The organism is Alicyclobacillus vulcanalis (assembly GCF_900156755.1).
Lineage (GTDB): Bacteria > Bacillota > Bacilli > Alicyclobacillales > Alicyclobacillaceae > Alicyclobacillus > Alicyclobacillus vulcanalis.
Window position 1 is genome coordinate 213,018 of sequence record NZ_FTOO01000003.1, and the last position, 14,243, is coordinate 227,260.

The window sequence follows — 14,243 nt, forward strand, 5'->3', positions numbered from 1 at the left end:
CGACATTGCACGCGCGGTTATTCAGCCTGACGAAGTGCCTCATATTGTCGATATCCGCGCTGCAACCGCTCGATAAACTCGCGATTGCGAGGCCCCCTCGATTTGAAACGCTTCACCACATTCTCCCAAGTGTCCGGTTGGTCCAAGAGCCACTCCCTTCGCTCTTCATCAAACTTGCATGGGAAGGGGAAATCCAGCACCCAACGCTGTTCGGTCTCGTCGAAGTGTGCCGGCACGGCAACTCCGATGGCGTCGAAAAAGGGCACGACCTTGGACAGCCACTCCTGCCGCAGTTCGTCGTTCGTTTTGCCCTTCAACCGAAAGTCCAGCTGCTTCGTCCGGCTCTTTTGGGCGTCCGCAACCCCGAAAAACTCGAGGCCCATGATGAACATCCGAAGCAATGCTCGTTCCAACTGTTCGCGTTGGTCCGGGTGGCGAACGGCCTCACGGAGTATTGACTCTCCATTGCGCAGGTGAAACATTTCCTCCTTATCGACCTTCACCAGCGCTCGTCTCCACGGCCCGTACGAGGTGTTCTGGCCCACATCGGAGAGCAGCGTATATCCAGCCCGGTCATAGAGTGCATTGAACAAGCCGATTTCGACAAAGTTGCTTAACTCGAAATCGAACGCATAAGGATGCTTCCATTCCTGCGGCGATCTCTCATATAACAATAAATCGACATCTACACCTAGATCACGTAATAACAGATAGGCAATGTGCGCGTGACCGAGTTCGTCCTGCATGATAGCCAGCATCGTGATCTTGCGATTGAGCGTCGGCGCCGTCCGGTATGCGGACAGGAGCGCTGGAACGCTGGCAAACTCGGTGTCCCCGGTAATGATGAGGGTTTGGATGAGCGCCTGCCGATACTCCTCCGTCATGTCGTCAGGGGTTTCGACTGTGAAGCCCCGCTTGATTTTTTCTGCCAGCAGCCGAGAAGCTTCCGGCATCGCCGTCGCCGTAGCCATTCACCCCACCCGCCTTTTATTACATTAAATCGATTCTAACTCGTTTATCTGTAATAAATACAAAACACAATTGTCCGTCAATATCTCAGCGGCTGTCCACGCAAAAAATTTGCCCGTCTTTTCCGGGCACACGAGGTTGGCTTTGAGAGCACAGGTGTATTCGTCGCGGGCGAATCTCCTGTGTAGACCTCCATGTCAATTTTGACACCACGGGATCGAGGGTTTTGCAGAATTCAATTTCTAACGTTTAACTTACTATATGTAGCGGTATCCATGATAATTAGACTCTATATATGGTGTTCATGCCGCGCGCAGGAGTCATTCTGCAAAACCCTCGCGTAATAAGCACAAACGAAATGCCAGACTTCTACGTGAACAAAACAAGATTAAGGTTGCCAGAAGGGGCACTAGTTACCGCCCATGCCGGGCGCACCACAAAAACAGGCATGCGCCTCTCGATGGGGAAGCGCATGCCTGAATGGCATTCGGGTGTGAGGCGATTGGCGTCTTATTACTTGAGGTTGATCCACACGCTCTTGACTTCCGTGTAGTTGTTGAGCGCATACGAGCCCATCTCGCGCCCGATGCCCGACTGCTTGTAACCGCCAAACGTCGACGCCGCATCGAACACGTTGTAGCAGTTGACTCAAACTGGTTAAAGTCTTAAGTCGTGGTGTAAAAGCCGTCGTCCGCAATTGACGACGAATCCACCGTGCTTGTCTACCGTGAAAACGGAAAAAAGGATAATTATTCTTCCTTGACATCAGGTATGGAATGTTATAGATATTCCTTTTTTAGGACGCTTCCTCTGTGACGATGACCGTCACCCCAAGTTCCTTCAAGCGACGTACGTGGCGTCGGATCAAGGCGTCTCGATTTTGCTTGCCGTAGGAATCAGGTCCCAGGTCTCGATATTCCGTCTTGTCTTTGAGCAAGTGATACACGATGACCAGCAGCGGGTGTGCCAACGCGAACGCCGCACGTTTCGTTCCCCGGCGCGCTGCGATCCGGTGATAGCGGGCGGAAAGACGGCTTTTTGCTTCGAGCCGCAGCTCGCGGACATTCAATCATCGTTTCCCTGAGCCAATCATCACCCTTGCGTGTTTTTCCACTGTATCGCTTCCCCGCACTTTCGTTGTTCCCGGGACATAGCCCTGCCCAGGAGCGAGACGTGCTTGGGTTTGACGTCGTCACGAGCGAGGATGGCGCATTTTGGACGGACTTTCTCCGGAAGCTGAAGGCACGTGGACTTCGAGGCGTGCGATTGGTTGTCAGCGACGCGCACGCGAACTTGTGCCAAGCGATTGCTGAGGTGCTCACGGGTACAGCCTGGCAACAATGCAAAGTACACGCCCTGCGCAACGTGCTGAGTCAGGTGCCGAAGAGAGAGCAGGCGATGGTCGCATCCATCCACCGGACCATCTTCGCGCAATCGTCCCAAGAGGCGGCTCGCGAGCAACTCCCGCGCGTCGTGGCCGAGCTGAAGGGGAGATTCCCGAAAGCGATGGATATCCTGTCCGATGCGGAAGACGATGTGTTGGCGTTCATGGCGTTGCCTTTCGAGCACTGGAGGCAGATCTGCTCGACCCATCCGCTGGAGCGCCTGAATCGGGAGATGCGGAGGCGGATGGACGTCCTGGGCATCTTCCCCAACTGGGACGCGGTGTTGCGACTGGCAGGCGCGATTTTGCAGGAGCAACACGAAGAGTGGCTCGTAGCACGGCGGTACTTCAGCTTGGAGTCGATGGCCAAGCTCAAACCGAACAAGCCCCAGCTCGCAGCGGCAACCCTGTTACAGAAATAGACATATGAGGCGAGGTGGTGCTCACCCACGCACATCGAGGCTTTGGCCCTAATAACTTAGAATCGACCAACGAGCGCTCCGTCAAGGGCGACCGAGGGACGAGCGAAGCGTCCCTTGACGAAGTGTGAAGGCGGTCGATAAGGTTCCCAAGGGTCAAAAGCCGACCATGTCACATATGAGACACGCATGGTGAGATTACAGCACGTGACGGGACACTACCAGGTGTTTTTTCACCACGTGGCGCGCCGGTTGAAGCGTCATAGGGCGCGCTGGAACAAGCAAGGAACAGACGTGCTGGTGCGCCTGATGGCGGCTCGTGCGAATGGGGGAAACCTGCCGGTAATTGCACAGTCCGACTGTATAAAGCACACAAAGAAGGTAGGCGTGCCGACGCGAGTTTCCGTGAAAGAAGAGGAGGTCGGGCGAAAGGTGGAGGATGCGGCGAGATGGCTTTCGACCCATAGGCAAGCACTGGTCGGCCCGCATGCGGACCGACCGTGGGTAAAGTACATGCTTCGTGAGCTGGCGCGGCTTCCGCACACCATTGCGTAACCGCTTGGTGCAGTCAGGTCCCCTACGATGACTTGACACGAACTAGTAGACACGCACGTTGGCTTCGTCGTCAATTGCGGACGACGTATTTTACATCACCACTTGAGAATCTAACCATTATATAAAATAAAAGGTAATAATTGCATAACTGATTGTTCTACAATTCAGGTATATCAGCAAGAAACGGTGTCGGTAGTTTCCAGCGTTTGTTCAGCCACGGCGCGATCACTCCCAAGCAGTGAACTAAAGATTACAGCAATGATTAAGAACGCTGCGAGCACCAAGAAACCTGCAAAACTGTTGTGGGTAACGCCCTTGATGTAACCAACAATATACGGACCCAAAAATCCGCCTAAATTTCCAATAGCATTGATCAACCCCATCGCCGCACCGACGATTTCAATTCGCAAAAGCGCACTTGGAATCGCCCAAAACGGTCCGTATGGACTATAGACACCGATTGCAGTGATGCACAAGAAAATCATCTTCGTAAGCGGATCATGCGCAAACAATTGCCCGGCAACGAGACCCACCGCCCCAATCACCATGGGTACCGCCAAGTGCGCTTGGCGTTTATTCCGTTTGTCCGACCAGGCTGAATTCACGACCATGGCGACAAGTGCAAAGAGGAATGGGATTGCGGCAAGCCATCCGACCGTACTCGAACTGAGCACGCCCTTGAATGACTTAACAACGGATGGTTCCCACAGGCTAAAACCATAGAAGCCCGTAATCCAGAAGAAGTAGATGAAAATTAGCAAGATGGTCTTTTTGTTTGCCAATGCAGATTTGAATCCTGTATTGCGTACCTTTTGAACGTCTTCCTGTGTCAACATGGTCTCAATGTAGTGACGTTCTTCTGCAGACAGCCAATTCGCTTCGCTTGGCTTGTCTGCAAGCGCAAACCACCAAACAATACCCCAGATAATCGGAGGAAGACCTTCAATAAAGAACACACCACGCCAGCTCATCACCGTGAGCAACCAACCCGTAATGGGTGTCATGATGATGGCAGACAAGGGGAGGCAGGCCATCCACAATGCATTCGCACGTGCACGTTCTCTTGTGGGGAACCACGAAGCCAACAAGACGAGCACTGCAGGCCAGACACCCCCTTCAAAAATCCCTAGCACAAAACGTGCGATATATAGCTGTGTTGTATTCTGTACAAGACCGGTGGCCATTGCAGACAATCCCCAAAGCATCATCAGAATAAAGACAACCTTTTTCGCACTCCACCGGCTAGCTAGAATGCCACCAGGAATCTGAAGAATCATATAACCCACAAAGAAGATTCCAGCAGCCAACCCCGTCGCAGCGCTGCTCAAATGAAAACTTTTTCCCACATACGGGAGAATCATGGACACATTGATCCTGTCCATGTATGCCAACATGTACATTATCGCTGCGATTGGAATAATGAATACCCAACGTCTTGCAGGAACTTGGTTCACAGTGTTCCCTCCGTCTCTGTGGAAATTCCTTGTGTAATTCAATACCAACACAATGTTTGAATCCGCTTTCTTACGGTGGAAAGAACAGGAGCGGACCGCCCCGTCCTGTCCTGGTGTTTTGAAACAACCTAGTACTAAGCCAACTTCACACCATTCCGCGCGTACTCTGCACCGACTTTAATCGCTTCGATCATACTTATTGGACTCGCAATACCCCGACCTGCAATATCAAAGGCCGTGCCGTGATCCACGCTCGTGCGCAGAATGGGCAGTCCTAGGGTCACGCTGACTGTTCGTTCAAAGTCCATCACCTTCGCAGCAATGTGACCCTGGTCATGATACAAAGAGAGCACTGCGTCAAACCTACCAATTCGGGCCATGTGGAATACCGAATCAGCTGGGATCGGACCCGTCACATCGAACCCACGTTGTTGGGCCTCTGCAACGGCAGGGGCAATGCTTTCAACTTCCTCCGTACCGAATAGACCATGTTCTCCAGCGTGTGGGTTGAGCCCTGCAACCGCCAGACGAGGAGCTTTATAGCCAATTTGCTGCAACGCCTTTACGCTCTTCTCTATACCAGCCAACACCCGCTCCTTGGTGATCAGTTCGCAAGCTTGCTTCAGCGACACGTGGCGCGTCAGGAAAAAAATCTTCACATTTAAGATCGAAAACATGGTCATCTCTTCTTTTGCCCCTGTCAGATCCGCGAACATTTCTGTGTGACCAATATATGGGATCCCTGCGGCCTTAAGTGATTCTTTGTTAATTGGTGCTGTCACCACCCCATCCACTGAACCAGTCATCCCAAGTTCAATAGCCTTCTTAATATATCCATATGCAGCTGCACCACTCTCCGCCTGCACCTGCCCTATGCGAAGTTGGGAAGCATGAATAAGCCCAAGATCCAGCACGTCAATGGTCCCGAATTGAAAGAGCGCTTCTCGCGGATGAGTAATTTGATTCACATTGGCAGTAAGTCCAGAGAACCGAAGTGCATCTTCGATCACGCTCACGTCGCCAATGACAATTGAACGCGACACATTGAATACTTCTTCGGTCAATATGGACTTAACCGTAATCTCAGGCCCGATACCGCACGGATCTCCCATGGTGATAGCGAGAATAGGTTTTGTTGACATATGTATCCCTCCAAGTGTTGCTCATTGTGTTGTCCTCGCCCCGAGATTTGCCTTATGAACCTCGTGATACAAGCGTTCAATAGCATCCACAACCGCCATATGATCGCCCATAGCCCCCCCTTTCATAATCACCCATTTACCCGCCAACAACCCATCGATAGGCTTTGACAAAACGGTAATAGGCGCAATCTCGTCTAATAACATCAATCTTGTTACCCCCACGCGAGACAACGTCACACGTGCCGCATCACCTCCAGACAAATAAAGCCCTTGCAAGCTAGGAAACTCCTCTAGAACTGCACGCAGAATGGTCGGCAAAAACGCAGTGACACGATTTGTGCAACGAATGGGGGCTTCCCATGTGTCCGTTCGCAAAAACAGGACTCGAACAGGACAACATCCTCCGTTCCGACCACTATTCGCAATAACATTCCGCCGATTTACAGCGTCACGCATTTGACGAACAATTTCCTCGACGGATTCGCCAGCATACCTTATCACAACTACACCATCATTATTCTCCAAACGATCGATTTGTTCTCTCGCTTCCTTCATTAGACTAGCGGAAATTCCAAACACAGTCGGACCAAGATCGGTAACATAGACTCGGTCACCATAATAGGTTACATAATGTTCTGATGACTCACTAAAATACACTCGTCTCTTTTCACCATTTCCGGCCACTGTGCTACGATGAACACTTGAGTCCAATACACTAGCACCTAACTTCCGGGCATACTGCCTACCCCGCTGCTCTCTCACCATCGCCGCTGTAAGCGGGCCGGGATCGACGGGGATCGGATGTATGCAAGGAACATTTCCCCTTACATCTACTGCAGCACGGGCGATAGTATTAATGTCAGACTCCGTCTCTGCGTCACAAAACAAGACTTTAACACCATTTGTGTAACTATCCTCTATTATCTTCGAGATAACTCGCGATCCTCGCCTGACTATGTTGATGTCAACTGAGCGGTTAGTAAATCGGCTGCGTCCTCCAATCCAGGATGCAAGGTTCGATTCTAGAACAGGCGAAAAGGGATCGTTTCCGACGGAACTTAGGTGCACCGGTACACCGTTCACCAGGTGCACGCCATGGAGCGTAGTTCGCCCGGAACGTGGATGAGCTGCAACAACGATAGCAATGCGACGTTCATCCTGTTGCAAAAGCACGTCCAGTGACGGTGCAATCGGTCCACGCAGTGTACTGTCGATACGCAACCCAACGAGGTCAATCCTAGACACGTCGGTGGCATCTAACCAAGCCTGCAACACCGCTGCTGCGTGAACACCGGTATCATTGCGCGTGCCGAGATCGAGGACGTGGGCTTCATCCAAATCCAAATGAGAATCCGCAGACATGCGGTGAGTAACTAAGGACTCTAGAAAGGGGTCCTTGGGTACTGTCGCAAGATGGATGAGCGTCTCAAAACCAATTTCCTTGAGTAATGCGGCGGTTCCGCTGCCACCCGTCAAATCGTCAGCAAAGACCAGCACTTTCATAGGAGACCCTCCTGAGCCATCTCCTTACAGAGAATTCAATTACGATTCAGGACGATGTAGCCCACCTTCACTCGTTGTTACGTCTTTGTGAAACACTCAGGGTGACCGGGCAAAACATTTGGCAGGACGAGGTCGATTCCCAGGTCGGCTAACACTTCGCGTGCATCTTCTGGAAACGCCGCATCTGTCACTACCGCGTCAAACTCTTGCAACTCCGCAATACGTTGAAACGAGTGCTGGCCAAACTTGCTCGAGTCTGCCAAGAGTATCTTCCGATGTGCAGCCTTCATCATCGCTCGCTTTAGCGCAGCCTTGTGCACAGAACGGCTCATCGCGACCTCTGATGTGAAGGAATCACACCCAATGAAGGCGATATCGACGAACAACGAGGACAGCATCTGAATCGCAAGCTCTCCATCAGTGCTATAAATCTCAGGCTTGACAAGACCGCCAATCATATAGACCTCTATCTCTTTTGTGTCGCTTAGTAGTCGAGCTATGGTCAAATCAGTCGTGAGTACACGTAGAGGAACACGGTCGACAAGCCGCTCGGCGAGCGGAAGCGTTGTTGTGCCTGCATCGAGCAGAACACTCATTCCCGGTTCGACGAATTGAACGGCTATTTCCGCTATCTGTCTTTTTTCTAATGGATGGCTCGCCCGTTTTACATCAATGGAAAGTTCGGCAATGCCACCAGCTGGATGTACCGCACCACCATGCGTTCGATGAAGCAATCCTTCTGATGCTAAAATTTCTAAGTCACGACGAATTGTCATAGCAGATACACAGTACTTATTGGCAAGTTCCTGAATCTCAACCTCGCCTTGCTTCATAACCAGAGCTAAAATTTCACGACGTCTCCGTTCCGCGAGCACGAGCTCACCCCAACCTTACAAACTGTGTTAAAAAGAATCAAACCTCCACAAACCACCAATACCACACTTTACATGTATACGCTTTCTGTTACCTCGTGTTCGGATACGTTAGAATATGTTATCTGTAGTGTAGAACCGTTCGTTTGTGTTTGTCAATAACAAATTGGCTCTTGACAAAAACGAAAAGGCGGCCAGCGAGCCAAAGGGATTAGGTGAACAACGACACATCCCGCGGGTGGCTCGTGACCGCCTATGGATAAGGAGACGGCTCAACTTGTACTTCGACATTCAAAACTACAGATTAGCAGCGCGTTCGAATTCCCAGGATCAGAGTACCACAAGTCCCGGTATTACAGCATCGAGCATGATTTCACGTCATTTGGGGGCGAAGCAGACGGTGCGGCAATTGAGGTCAGTAGCCTATCATTCCCGCTTTTCCAACGTGCCTGCCCCCACCCATCCGCACCCCCATCAAAATTCTCTGATCAAATCGTATCGATTCAGCAGAATACTGCCGAGATCGGCCAAAATCATCTGATACAATGCAGGCACGGTTTTGGTCTGGACGGCGTCTGACAAGGAGTGACTTCCATGAAATTCAACGATGGCAATTGGCTCGTTCGCGAGGGCGTGCAGATCTACCCCGGCCTTTCGCTGCAGGACTGGCGCATCGAGGAAGGCGGCGCCCTGTTCTTCGTCGCATGCCGCCCCGTCGCGCACCGCGGGCACATGCTCGACGGCCCCATGCTCACGGTTCGCATCTCGTTTCCGCGCGAAGGCATGGTGCGCGTGGAACAGCATCACTTCCTTGGCCGCAACCTGCGCGGACCCCACTTTCCGCTTCAGCTCGATCCACAGCCGTTCACGGCGAGCGAAGACGGCGACGGTGTGACGCTGAGAAGCGGCGCCCTCGAGGTGCGCATCGCGCGCCAGCCCTGGTCCATCGCTTTCTACGAAGAGGGGCGACTCCTCACGACCAGTGATCCCCGCGCCGCGGCTTACATCGTCAATCACGGCCAACCCCACATGCGCGCCATGCTGCATCTTGCGGTCGGTGAGTGGGTCTACGGCCTGGGAGAGCGGTTCACCGCATTTGTCAAAAACGGACAGTCGATCGACATCTGGAACCGGGACGGAGGAACCGGATCGGATCAGGCCTATAAAAACGTGCCCTTTTATCTCACCAATCGGGGCTACGGCGTGTTCGTCAATCATCCAGAGCGCGTCTGCTTCGAGATTGCGACCGAATTCGTCTCCCAAGTGCAGTTCAGCGTCGAGGGAGAATCGCTCGACTACGTCGTGATCGGAGGCGGAGAGCCAAAGGCCGTGATCGAGCGGTATACGGCGCTCACGGGGCGTCCGGCGCTGCCGCCGGTCTGGTCGTTTGGCCTGTGGCTTTCAACGTCGTTCACCACCGACTACGACGAGGCCACGGTCTCGCAGTTCGTGGACGGCATGGAGGCGCGCGGCATCCCCGTGAGCGTGTTTCACTTCGACTGCTTCTGGATGAAGCCGTTTGAGTGGTGCAACTTCACCTGGGACACGGCCTGCTTCCCGGATCCCGCGGGCATGCTCGCGCGCCTGAAATCGCGCGGATTGAAGATCTGCGTCTGGATCAACCCGTACATCGCGCAAAAGTCGCCGCTCTTCGAAGAAGGGGTAGAGCGGGGCTACCTGCTCAAGCGCCCCAACGGAGACGTGTGGCAGTGGGATCTGTGGCAGCCTGGCATGGCCGTCGTCGACTTTACGAATCCAGACGCGAAGCGCTGGTTTCAGGGACATCTGCGCCGCCTCCTTGCGATGGGGGTCGACGCGTTCAAGACTGACTTCGGCGAACGGATCCCGACGGACGTTGTGTACCACGACGGATCGGACCCGGTCAAAATGCACAACTACTACAGCTACCTTTACAACCAGGCGGTCTGGGAGGTCTTGCAGGAGCGGCCCGACGGCGAGGCCGTCGTGTTTGCGCGCTCCGCGACGGCGGGCAGCCAGCGGTTTCCCGTCCACTGGGGAGGCGACTGCCGCGCGACGTACGAGTCGATGGCCGAGACGCTGCGCGGCGGCCTGAGCCTCGCGCTCTCGGGTTTTGGCTTCTGGAGCCACGACATCGGCGGGTTCGAGGACACCGCGCCTGCGCACCTGTACAAGCGCTGGATTGCCTTCGGCCTGTTCTCCAGCCACAGCCGGCTGCACGGCAGCGGATCGTACCGGGTGCCATGGCTCTTCGACGAGGAATCGGTGGACGTCCTGCGTCACTTCACCCACTGGAAGCTGCGCCTCATGCCGTACCTCTGGGCCTGCGCCGTCGAGGCGCACCGAAGCGGCGTGCCCGTGCTCCGGCCGATGATGCTCGAATTCCCGGACGATCCGGCCTGTGAAGCGCTGGATCGCCAGTACATGCTCGGCCCCTCGCTGCTCGTCGCGCCCGTCTTCTCGGCGTCGGGCGAGGTCACGTACTACCTGCCCGCAGGCCGCTGGACCCACCTTTTCACGGGCGAGACCCGGTCGGGGGGCCGTTGGTTCCGCGAACAGCACGGCTTCTTCAGCCTGCCACTTTACGTCCGCGAAGGAACGGTGCTCGCCATGGACGCCGAGGGCGCCCGCCCAGGCCACCCACATGGCCGCGGCGTCACCTTTTCCGTGTATCCGCTTGCCCCCGGCCGAGAAGCATCCGCTGCCGTCTTCGACCCCCGCGGCAACGAGGTGCGCGCCCTCCGCGTCGCTTGGGACGGCGATCACCTCGTCCTCGCGCCGCAGGGCGCGCCCGAACCCTGGCGGGCCATCTTGCACGGCCTGAGCCCGGGCGATCCCGTCCAGACCGCCAACGCCCTCTGCCATCCCCTGCCGAACGGCGCGGTTGAACTTGTGCCCAAGCGCCCGGATGACGTCGTTCGCGTCCTCGGCTGTCGGGCAAGCTGGAGCGAAGGCTGAACAGCTGGAGCGAACGCTGACCCTGTGCACCGACGCAAAAGCCCATCCCGGCACCCCACCGGCGCCTTGAGATGGGCTTCTTTCCCTACGGTTTCATCCGCACTGGGCGCGTCACCGCACCACCAACACCGCCTGTTTCGCCTTGTGCATGACGGCCGTGCTCACGCTCCCGACAAACAGTCGGTCGACCATGCGCTTGCCGTGGCTGCCGATGACGACGAGATCGGCCCCAACCTCGTCCGCTGCATGCACGATGCGCTCCGCCGGCGCGCCGTGCTCCACGCGGAACGCGACGCGCGGCGCATGCGCGGCAAACCGGCGGTTGACCTCCTCCCGGAGCTCGTGAGCGAGCTTTTTCGCCTCCTGCTCCATCTGGATGGCGTACTCCGCCGTCCACTCCGACGTCGGCACCGATGGCACGTGCACATACACCGCCGTGAGCCGCAGGTCTGGCCACTTGTCGAGAAACTCAAGCGCCCATTCCCCCGCTCGCCACGCACAATCCGATCCGTCCACCGCCCACACCATGTGTTTCATGATCGCGCCTCCCCTCCGGGGTGAGGTGCCGGGTGATCCAGCGCCCCATGTCCACCTTCAGTCTAGCGCAAAACGCCCGGGCGCGATCACCATCTTCCTCATCGCACGGACAGATATTGCATCTGATAGAATCCGCCCCACGACCACGGATTGGGCTGTGCACCCGTGATGCCTGTGCGCTCGAGGTAGTAGGTCTCGGCGTAGTAAAGCGGGATGGTGTAGCCCTGCTGAATGAGCTGCGTCATGAGCTTCGCCGCGGTCGCCGCCGAGGAGAACATGTTGGGGCTGTTTTGGTACTCCGCTTGCCACATCCGCCAGTTGCGCACATCAGCGGACTCGTGCTGATCCCAGTACACCTGCACATCCAAGCTGCCCGTGTTGATGCCGCCCCCGCCGGACCCTTCGGAATACGGCGCCACAAACTTCCACGCCTGCACCCAAGCCGCGTGCTTGGCCGCCGCGGTCTTCGCCTGCTTGAACTGCGCAACGATTTGATTCCACTGTTCCGTCAGCGTGGGCGATCCCGGCGGGCTCATGATGCTTCGCCAAGCCTTGGGCTGCTGAGAGGCCCACCGATTCAGATACGCGATGTCGGCCTGCGCGGCCTTGACGAGCGGCGCCCACTGGCTCCACGTCACGCCCATGTTTGGATTGTTCGGGTCCCCGTATTTCTTGATGGAGGCCGGATCGTACGGCGTGTTGTACCAGGGCAGGACGTGCTGGACAAACGCGATGGAGTAGCCATAGGTCCCGGGCCAGTAGACGCCCTGGTCGCCGCCCAGGTTCAAAGAGGCGGGATCCATGTCGTTGGTGCCGCCGACGGCCACGTTGTACCCAGGCTGAATGCCCTGTTGCGGCCCGCCGTACGTCAGACTGCCCCATTCCGTGCTGTTGAGCTGCACGATCTTCGTGTGAATCCCGAGGTTCTGCTGCAGCTCCTGCGCCACAGCCTCTGCGACCGGCACGAGGAGCGGGTTGGATGATGGCACTTCCGCGTAGAGGTAAATCGTCGGAAAGCCTTTGCCGCCCGGATAGCCCGCCTTGGCGAGCAGTTGGCGCGCCTGCGACACGTTTTCCGGCAGGCCTCGCTCGTACTTGGCTGTCGGCCAACCCGGAACCGAGAACGTCGTCGTCGTCCCCGCCATACCGCCCAACACATCCTGAACGATGGGCCCGCGCTGGATGGCCTCCCCGATCGCTTGGCGGACGAGCGGATTGGTGAGCGGCGAAGGCACGGCCGAGTTGTCGTACTGCAGGTACGTCACCGCGTAATCGGGCGCCTTATGCAGCTCTGCGAGAAGCGCGGGGTGTGTCTTCACGTACTGAAGGTCGGATGGCGTCCCCACCTGGACCACATCCACCTTGTTGGCCATGAAGTCCTCCACCGGCACGCTCGTGCCGGGCACGACATCGATTTCTTGCGCATTGCCCTCGTTCACTTCGCCCGGATGGCCGACGTACTTCGGATTGCGCACGAGGACAAGCGTGCCATTGGGCGTGAACGATTTGACGGTGTACGGCGCGTCGCTGACAAAGTACGGCGGCAAGAACCAGCTCGTCGGGTGAGCCTTGGCTACTTGTTCGTTGATCGGCATCGATCCGGCCTCGGCGAGATCGCCCAAGATATAGTGCGGCACCGATGTGGTGATTTGGAGCGTGTACGGACCGAGGACCTTCAGACCGAGTTGGCTGAGCGGCACGGTGCCGGCGTGGTAGGCGTATGCGTTTTTCACCACGTTCAAGACGCTCAGCCACAGCTGGCCGTTCGGGTTCGACGGCGATAGCTGGCGCATGTACGCGTAATAAAAGTCGTAGGCCGTGACGGGCTGCCCGTTCGACCACCGTGCGTCGCGGCGAATCTGGAACGTCCACGTGAGGCCGTCCTTTGAAAGCGTATACCCTGCACACAGCTTTGGCACAATCTGATTCTGCTGATTGTAGCCAAACAGCCCTTCCATGATGGTGCCCTGATCGACGAGAATTTGCGGGCCCCACTGCGACGGATCGAGCGTCGTCAAGTTGCTTCCGGTGGGTGCCGTGATGCGGACCACGCCGGTGGGCTGAGGCGCGGCACTCGCGGCCATCGCGTTCGCGTTTTGTCCCTCTCCTGCCGGCGAACCACATCCAGCAAGCCCCGCTGAGACGCCCAGGACGATCACGGCCGTGGCGCCAGCCACCCAACGAATTCGTTTTCGCACAGCGACCTCCCCTTTCTCTTCCGCCAGGCGTCCGACAGCGCTTCCCATGACCCCGCCTGTCGACCTCTCGGACGCCTCGCCTGTGGACCGTATTGTAGTCGCATGGGACGGCGTGGAACGAGAAGATCGTGATGATTTATTGCACAATTTTGATTTCTGTCCGCCCTCGTCTCGCTCCCACCCGTCTTGACAGAACTCGCAGAATGTCGCATGCTCGGACTGGGAGTTTGAACTGCGAATGCCAGTGAGCCCTGTTGAAATCGCTTGCAAGCG

General features: G+C 56.1%; 9 protein-coding genes and 3 pseudogenes. 3 read left to right on the forward strand and 9 right to left on the reverse strand.

Features of this window, described 5'->3' with window-relative positions; all coding sequences use genetic code 11:
- Window positions 1-17: 17 nt before the first annotated feature.
- The 3 genes and pseudogenes from BW934_RS05235 to BW934_RS15175 form a co-directional block, all read right to left on the reverse strand.
- Complete coding sequence (locus BW934_RS05235) at window positions 18-971, reverse strand: Phenylacetic acid catabolic protein (protein WP_407639946.1); 954 nt, start codon at window positions 969-971, stop codon at window positions 18-20.
- Between the two features lie 511 nt (window positions 972-1,482).
- Window positions 1,483-1,617 (reverse strand): annotated as a pseudogene (locus tag BW934_RS14760) (aldehyde dehydrogenase family protein); the annotation flags it as partial.
- A 148-nt stretch (window positions 1,618-1,765) separates the two neighbouring features.
- A complete protein-coding gene (locus BW934_RS15175; protein WP_234969585.1) occupies window positions 1,766-2,038 on the reverse strand; it encodes a hypothetical protein in 273 nt (90 codons plus the stop codon).
- Between the two features lie 59 nt (window positions 2,039-2,097).
- Here BW934_RS15175 and BW934_RS05250 point away from each other — a divergent pair.
- Both BW934_RS05250 and BW934_RS15440 read left to right on the forward strand, forming a co-directional pair.
- A pseudogene (locus BW934_RS05250) lies at window positions 2,098-2,775 on the forward strand (IS256 family transposase); the annotation flags it as partial.
- 402 nt (window positions 2,776-3,177) lie between these two features.
- Window positions 3,178-3,327: pseudogene (locus BW934_RS15440) on the forward strand (ISLre2 family transposase); the annotation flags it as partial.
- A gap of 173 nt (window positions 3,328-3,500) precedes the next feature.
- On the opposite strand, the gene BW934_RS05260 reads toward BW934_RS15440, so the two are convergent.
- The 4 genes from BW934_RS05260 to BW934_RS05275 all read right to left on the reverse strand — a co-directional run bounded on the left by BW934_RS05260 (window position 3,501) and on the right by BW934_RS05275 (window position 8,301).
- A complete protein-coding gene (locus tag BW934_RS05260; protein WP_234969586.1) occupies window positions 3,501-4,781 on the reverse strand; it encodes an MFS transporter in 1,281 nt (426 codons plus the stop codon).
- A 134-nt stretch (window positions 4,782-4,915) separates the two neighbouring features.
- The gene (pdxA, locus tag BW934_RS05265; RefSeq protein ID WP_076345816.1) at window positions 4,916-5,923 is read right to left on the reverse strand and encodes a 4-hydroxythreonine-4-phosphate dehydrogenase PdxA; all 1,008 of its coding nucleotides are present in this window, start codon (window positions 5,921-5,923) and stop codon (window positions 4,916-4,918) included.
- Between the two features lie 21 nt (window positions 5,924-5,944).
- Entirely contained in the window at window positions 5,945-7,426 is a 1,482-nt protein-coding gene (locus BW934_RS05270) for a four-carbon acid sugar kinase family protein (RefSeq protein ID WP_076345818.1), read from the reverse strand.
- Window positions 7,427-7,503: 77 nt separating this feature from the next.
- Window positions 7,504-8,301, reverse strand: a complete 798-nt coding sequence (locus BW934_RS05275) for a DeoR/GlpR family DNA-binding transcription regulator (RefSeq protein WP_076345820.1) — start codon at window positions 8,299-8,301, stop codon at window positions 7,504-7,506.
- A 591-nt stretch (window positions 8,302-8,892) separates the two neighbouring features.
- Between BW934_RS05275 and yicI the strand changes: the two genes are divergently transcribed.
- The gene (gene yicI, locus BW934_RS05280; RefSeq protein WP_076345822.1) at window positions 8,893-11,235 is read left to right on the forward strand and encodes an alpha-xylosidase; all 2,343 of its coding nucleotides are present in this window, start codon (window positions 8,893-8,895) and stop codon (window positions 11,233-11,235) included.
- Between the two features lie 111 nt (window positions 11,236-11,346).
- On the opposite strand, the gene BW934_RS05285 is transcribed toward yicI, so the two are convergent.
- Window positions 11,347-11,772 (reverse strand): universal stress protein, encoded by a 426-nt coding sequence (locus BW934_RS05285; RefSeq protein ID WP_076345824.1) that lies wholly within the window; start codon window positions 11,770-11,772, stop codon window positions 11,347-11,349.
- Window positions 11,773-11,870: 98 nt separating this feature from the next.
- Window positions 11,871-14,018 (reverse strand): peptide ABC transporter substrate-binding protein, encoded by a 2,148-nt coding sequence (locus BW934_RS05290; protein ID WP_407639947.1) that lies wholly within the window; start codon window positions 14,016-14,018, stop codon window positions 11,871-11,873.
- Between the last annotated feature and the right edge of the window lie 225 nt (window positions 14,019-14,243).

Bases quoted from the DNA above. Each gene is read 5' to 3' on its own strand.
- BW934_RS05235 (WP_407639946.1), bottom strand. From the start codon at position 971: ATGGCTACGGCGACGGCGATGCCGGAAGCTTCTCGGCTGCTGGCAGAA.
- pdxA (WP_076345816.1), bottom strand. From the start codon at position 5,923: ATGTCAACAAAACCTATTCTCGCTATCACCATGGGAGATCCGTGCGGT.
- BW934_RS05270 (WP_076345818.1), bottom strand. From the start codon at position 7,426: ATGAAAGTGCTGGTCTTTGCTGACGATTTGACGGGTGGCAGCGGAACC.
- yicI (WP_076345822.1), top strand. From the start codon at position 8,893: ATGAAATTCAACGATGGCAATTGGCTCGTTCGCGAGGGCGTGCAGATC.
- BW934_RS05285 (WP_076345824.1), bottom strand. From the start codon at position 11,772: ATGAAACACATGGTGTGGGCGGTGGACGGATCGGATTGTGCGTGGCGA.
- BW934_RS05290 (WP_407639947.1), bottom strand. From the start codon at position 14,018: ATGGGAAGCGCTGTCGGACGCCTGGCGGAAGAGAAAGGGGAGGTCGCT.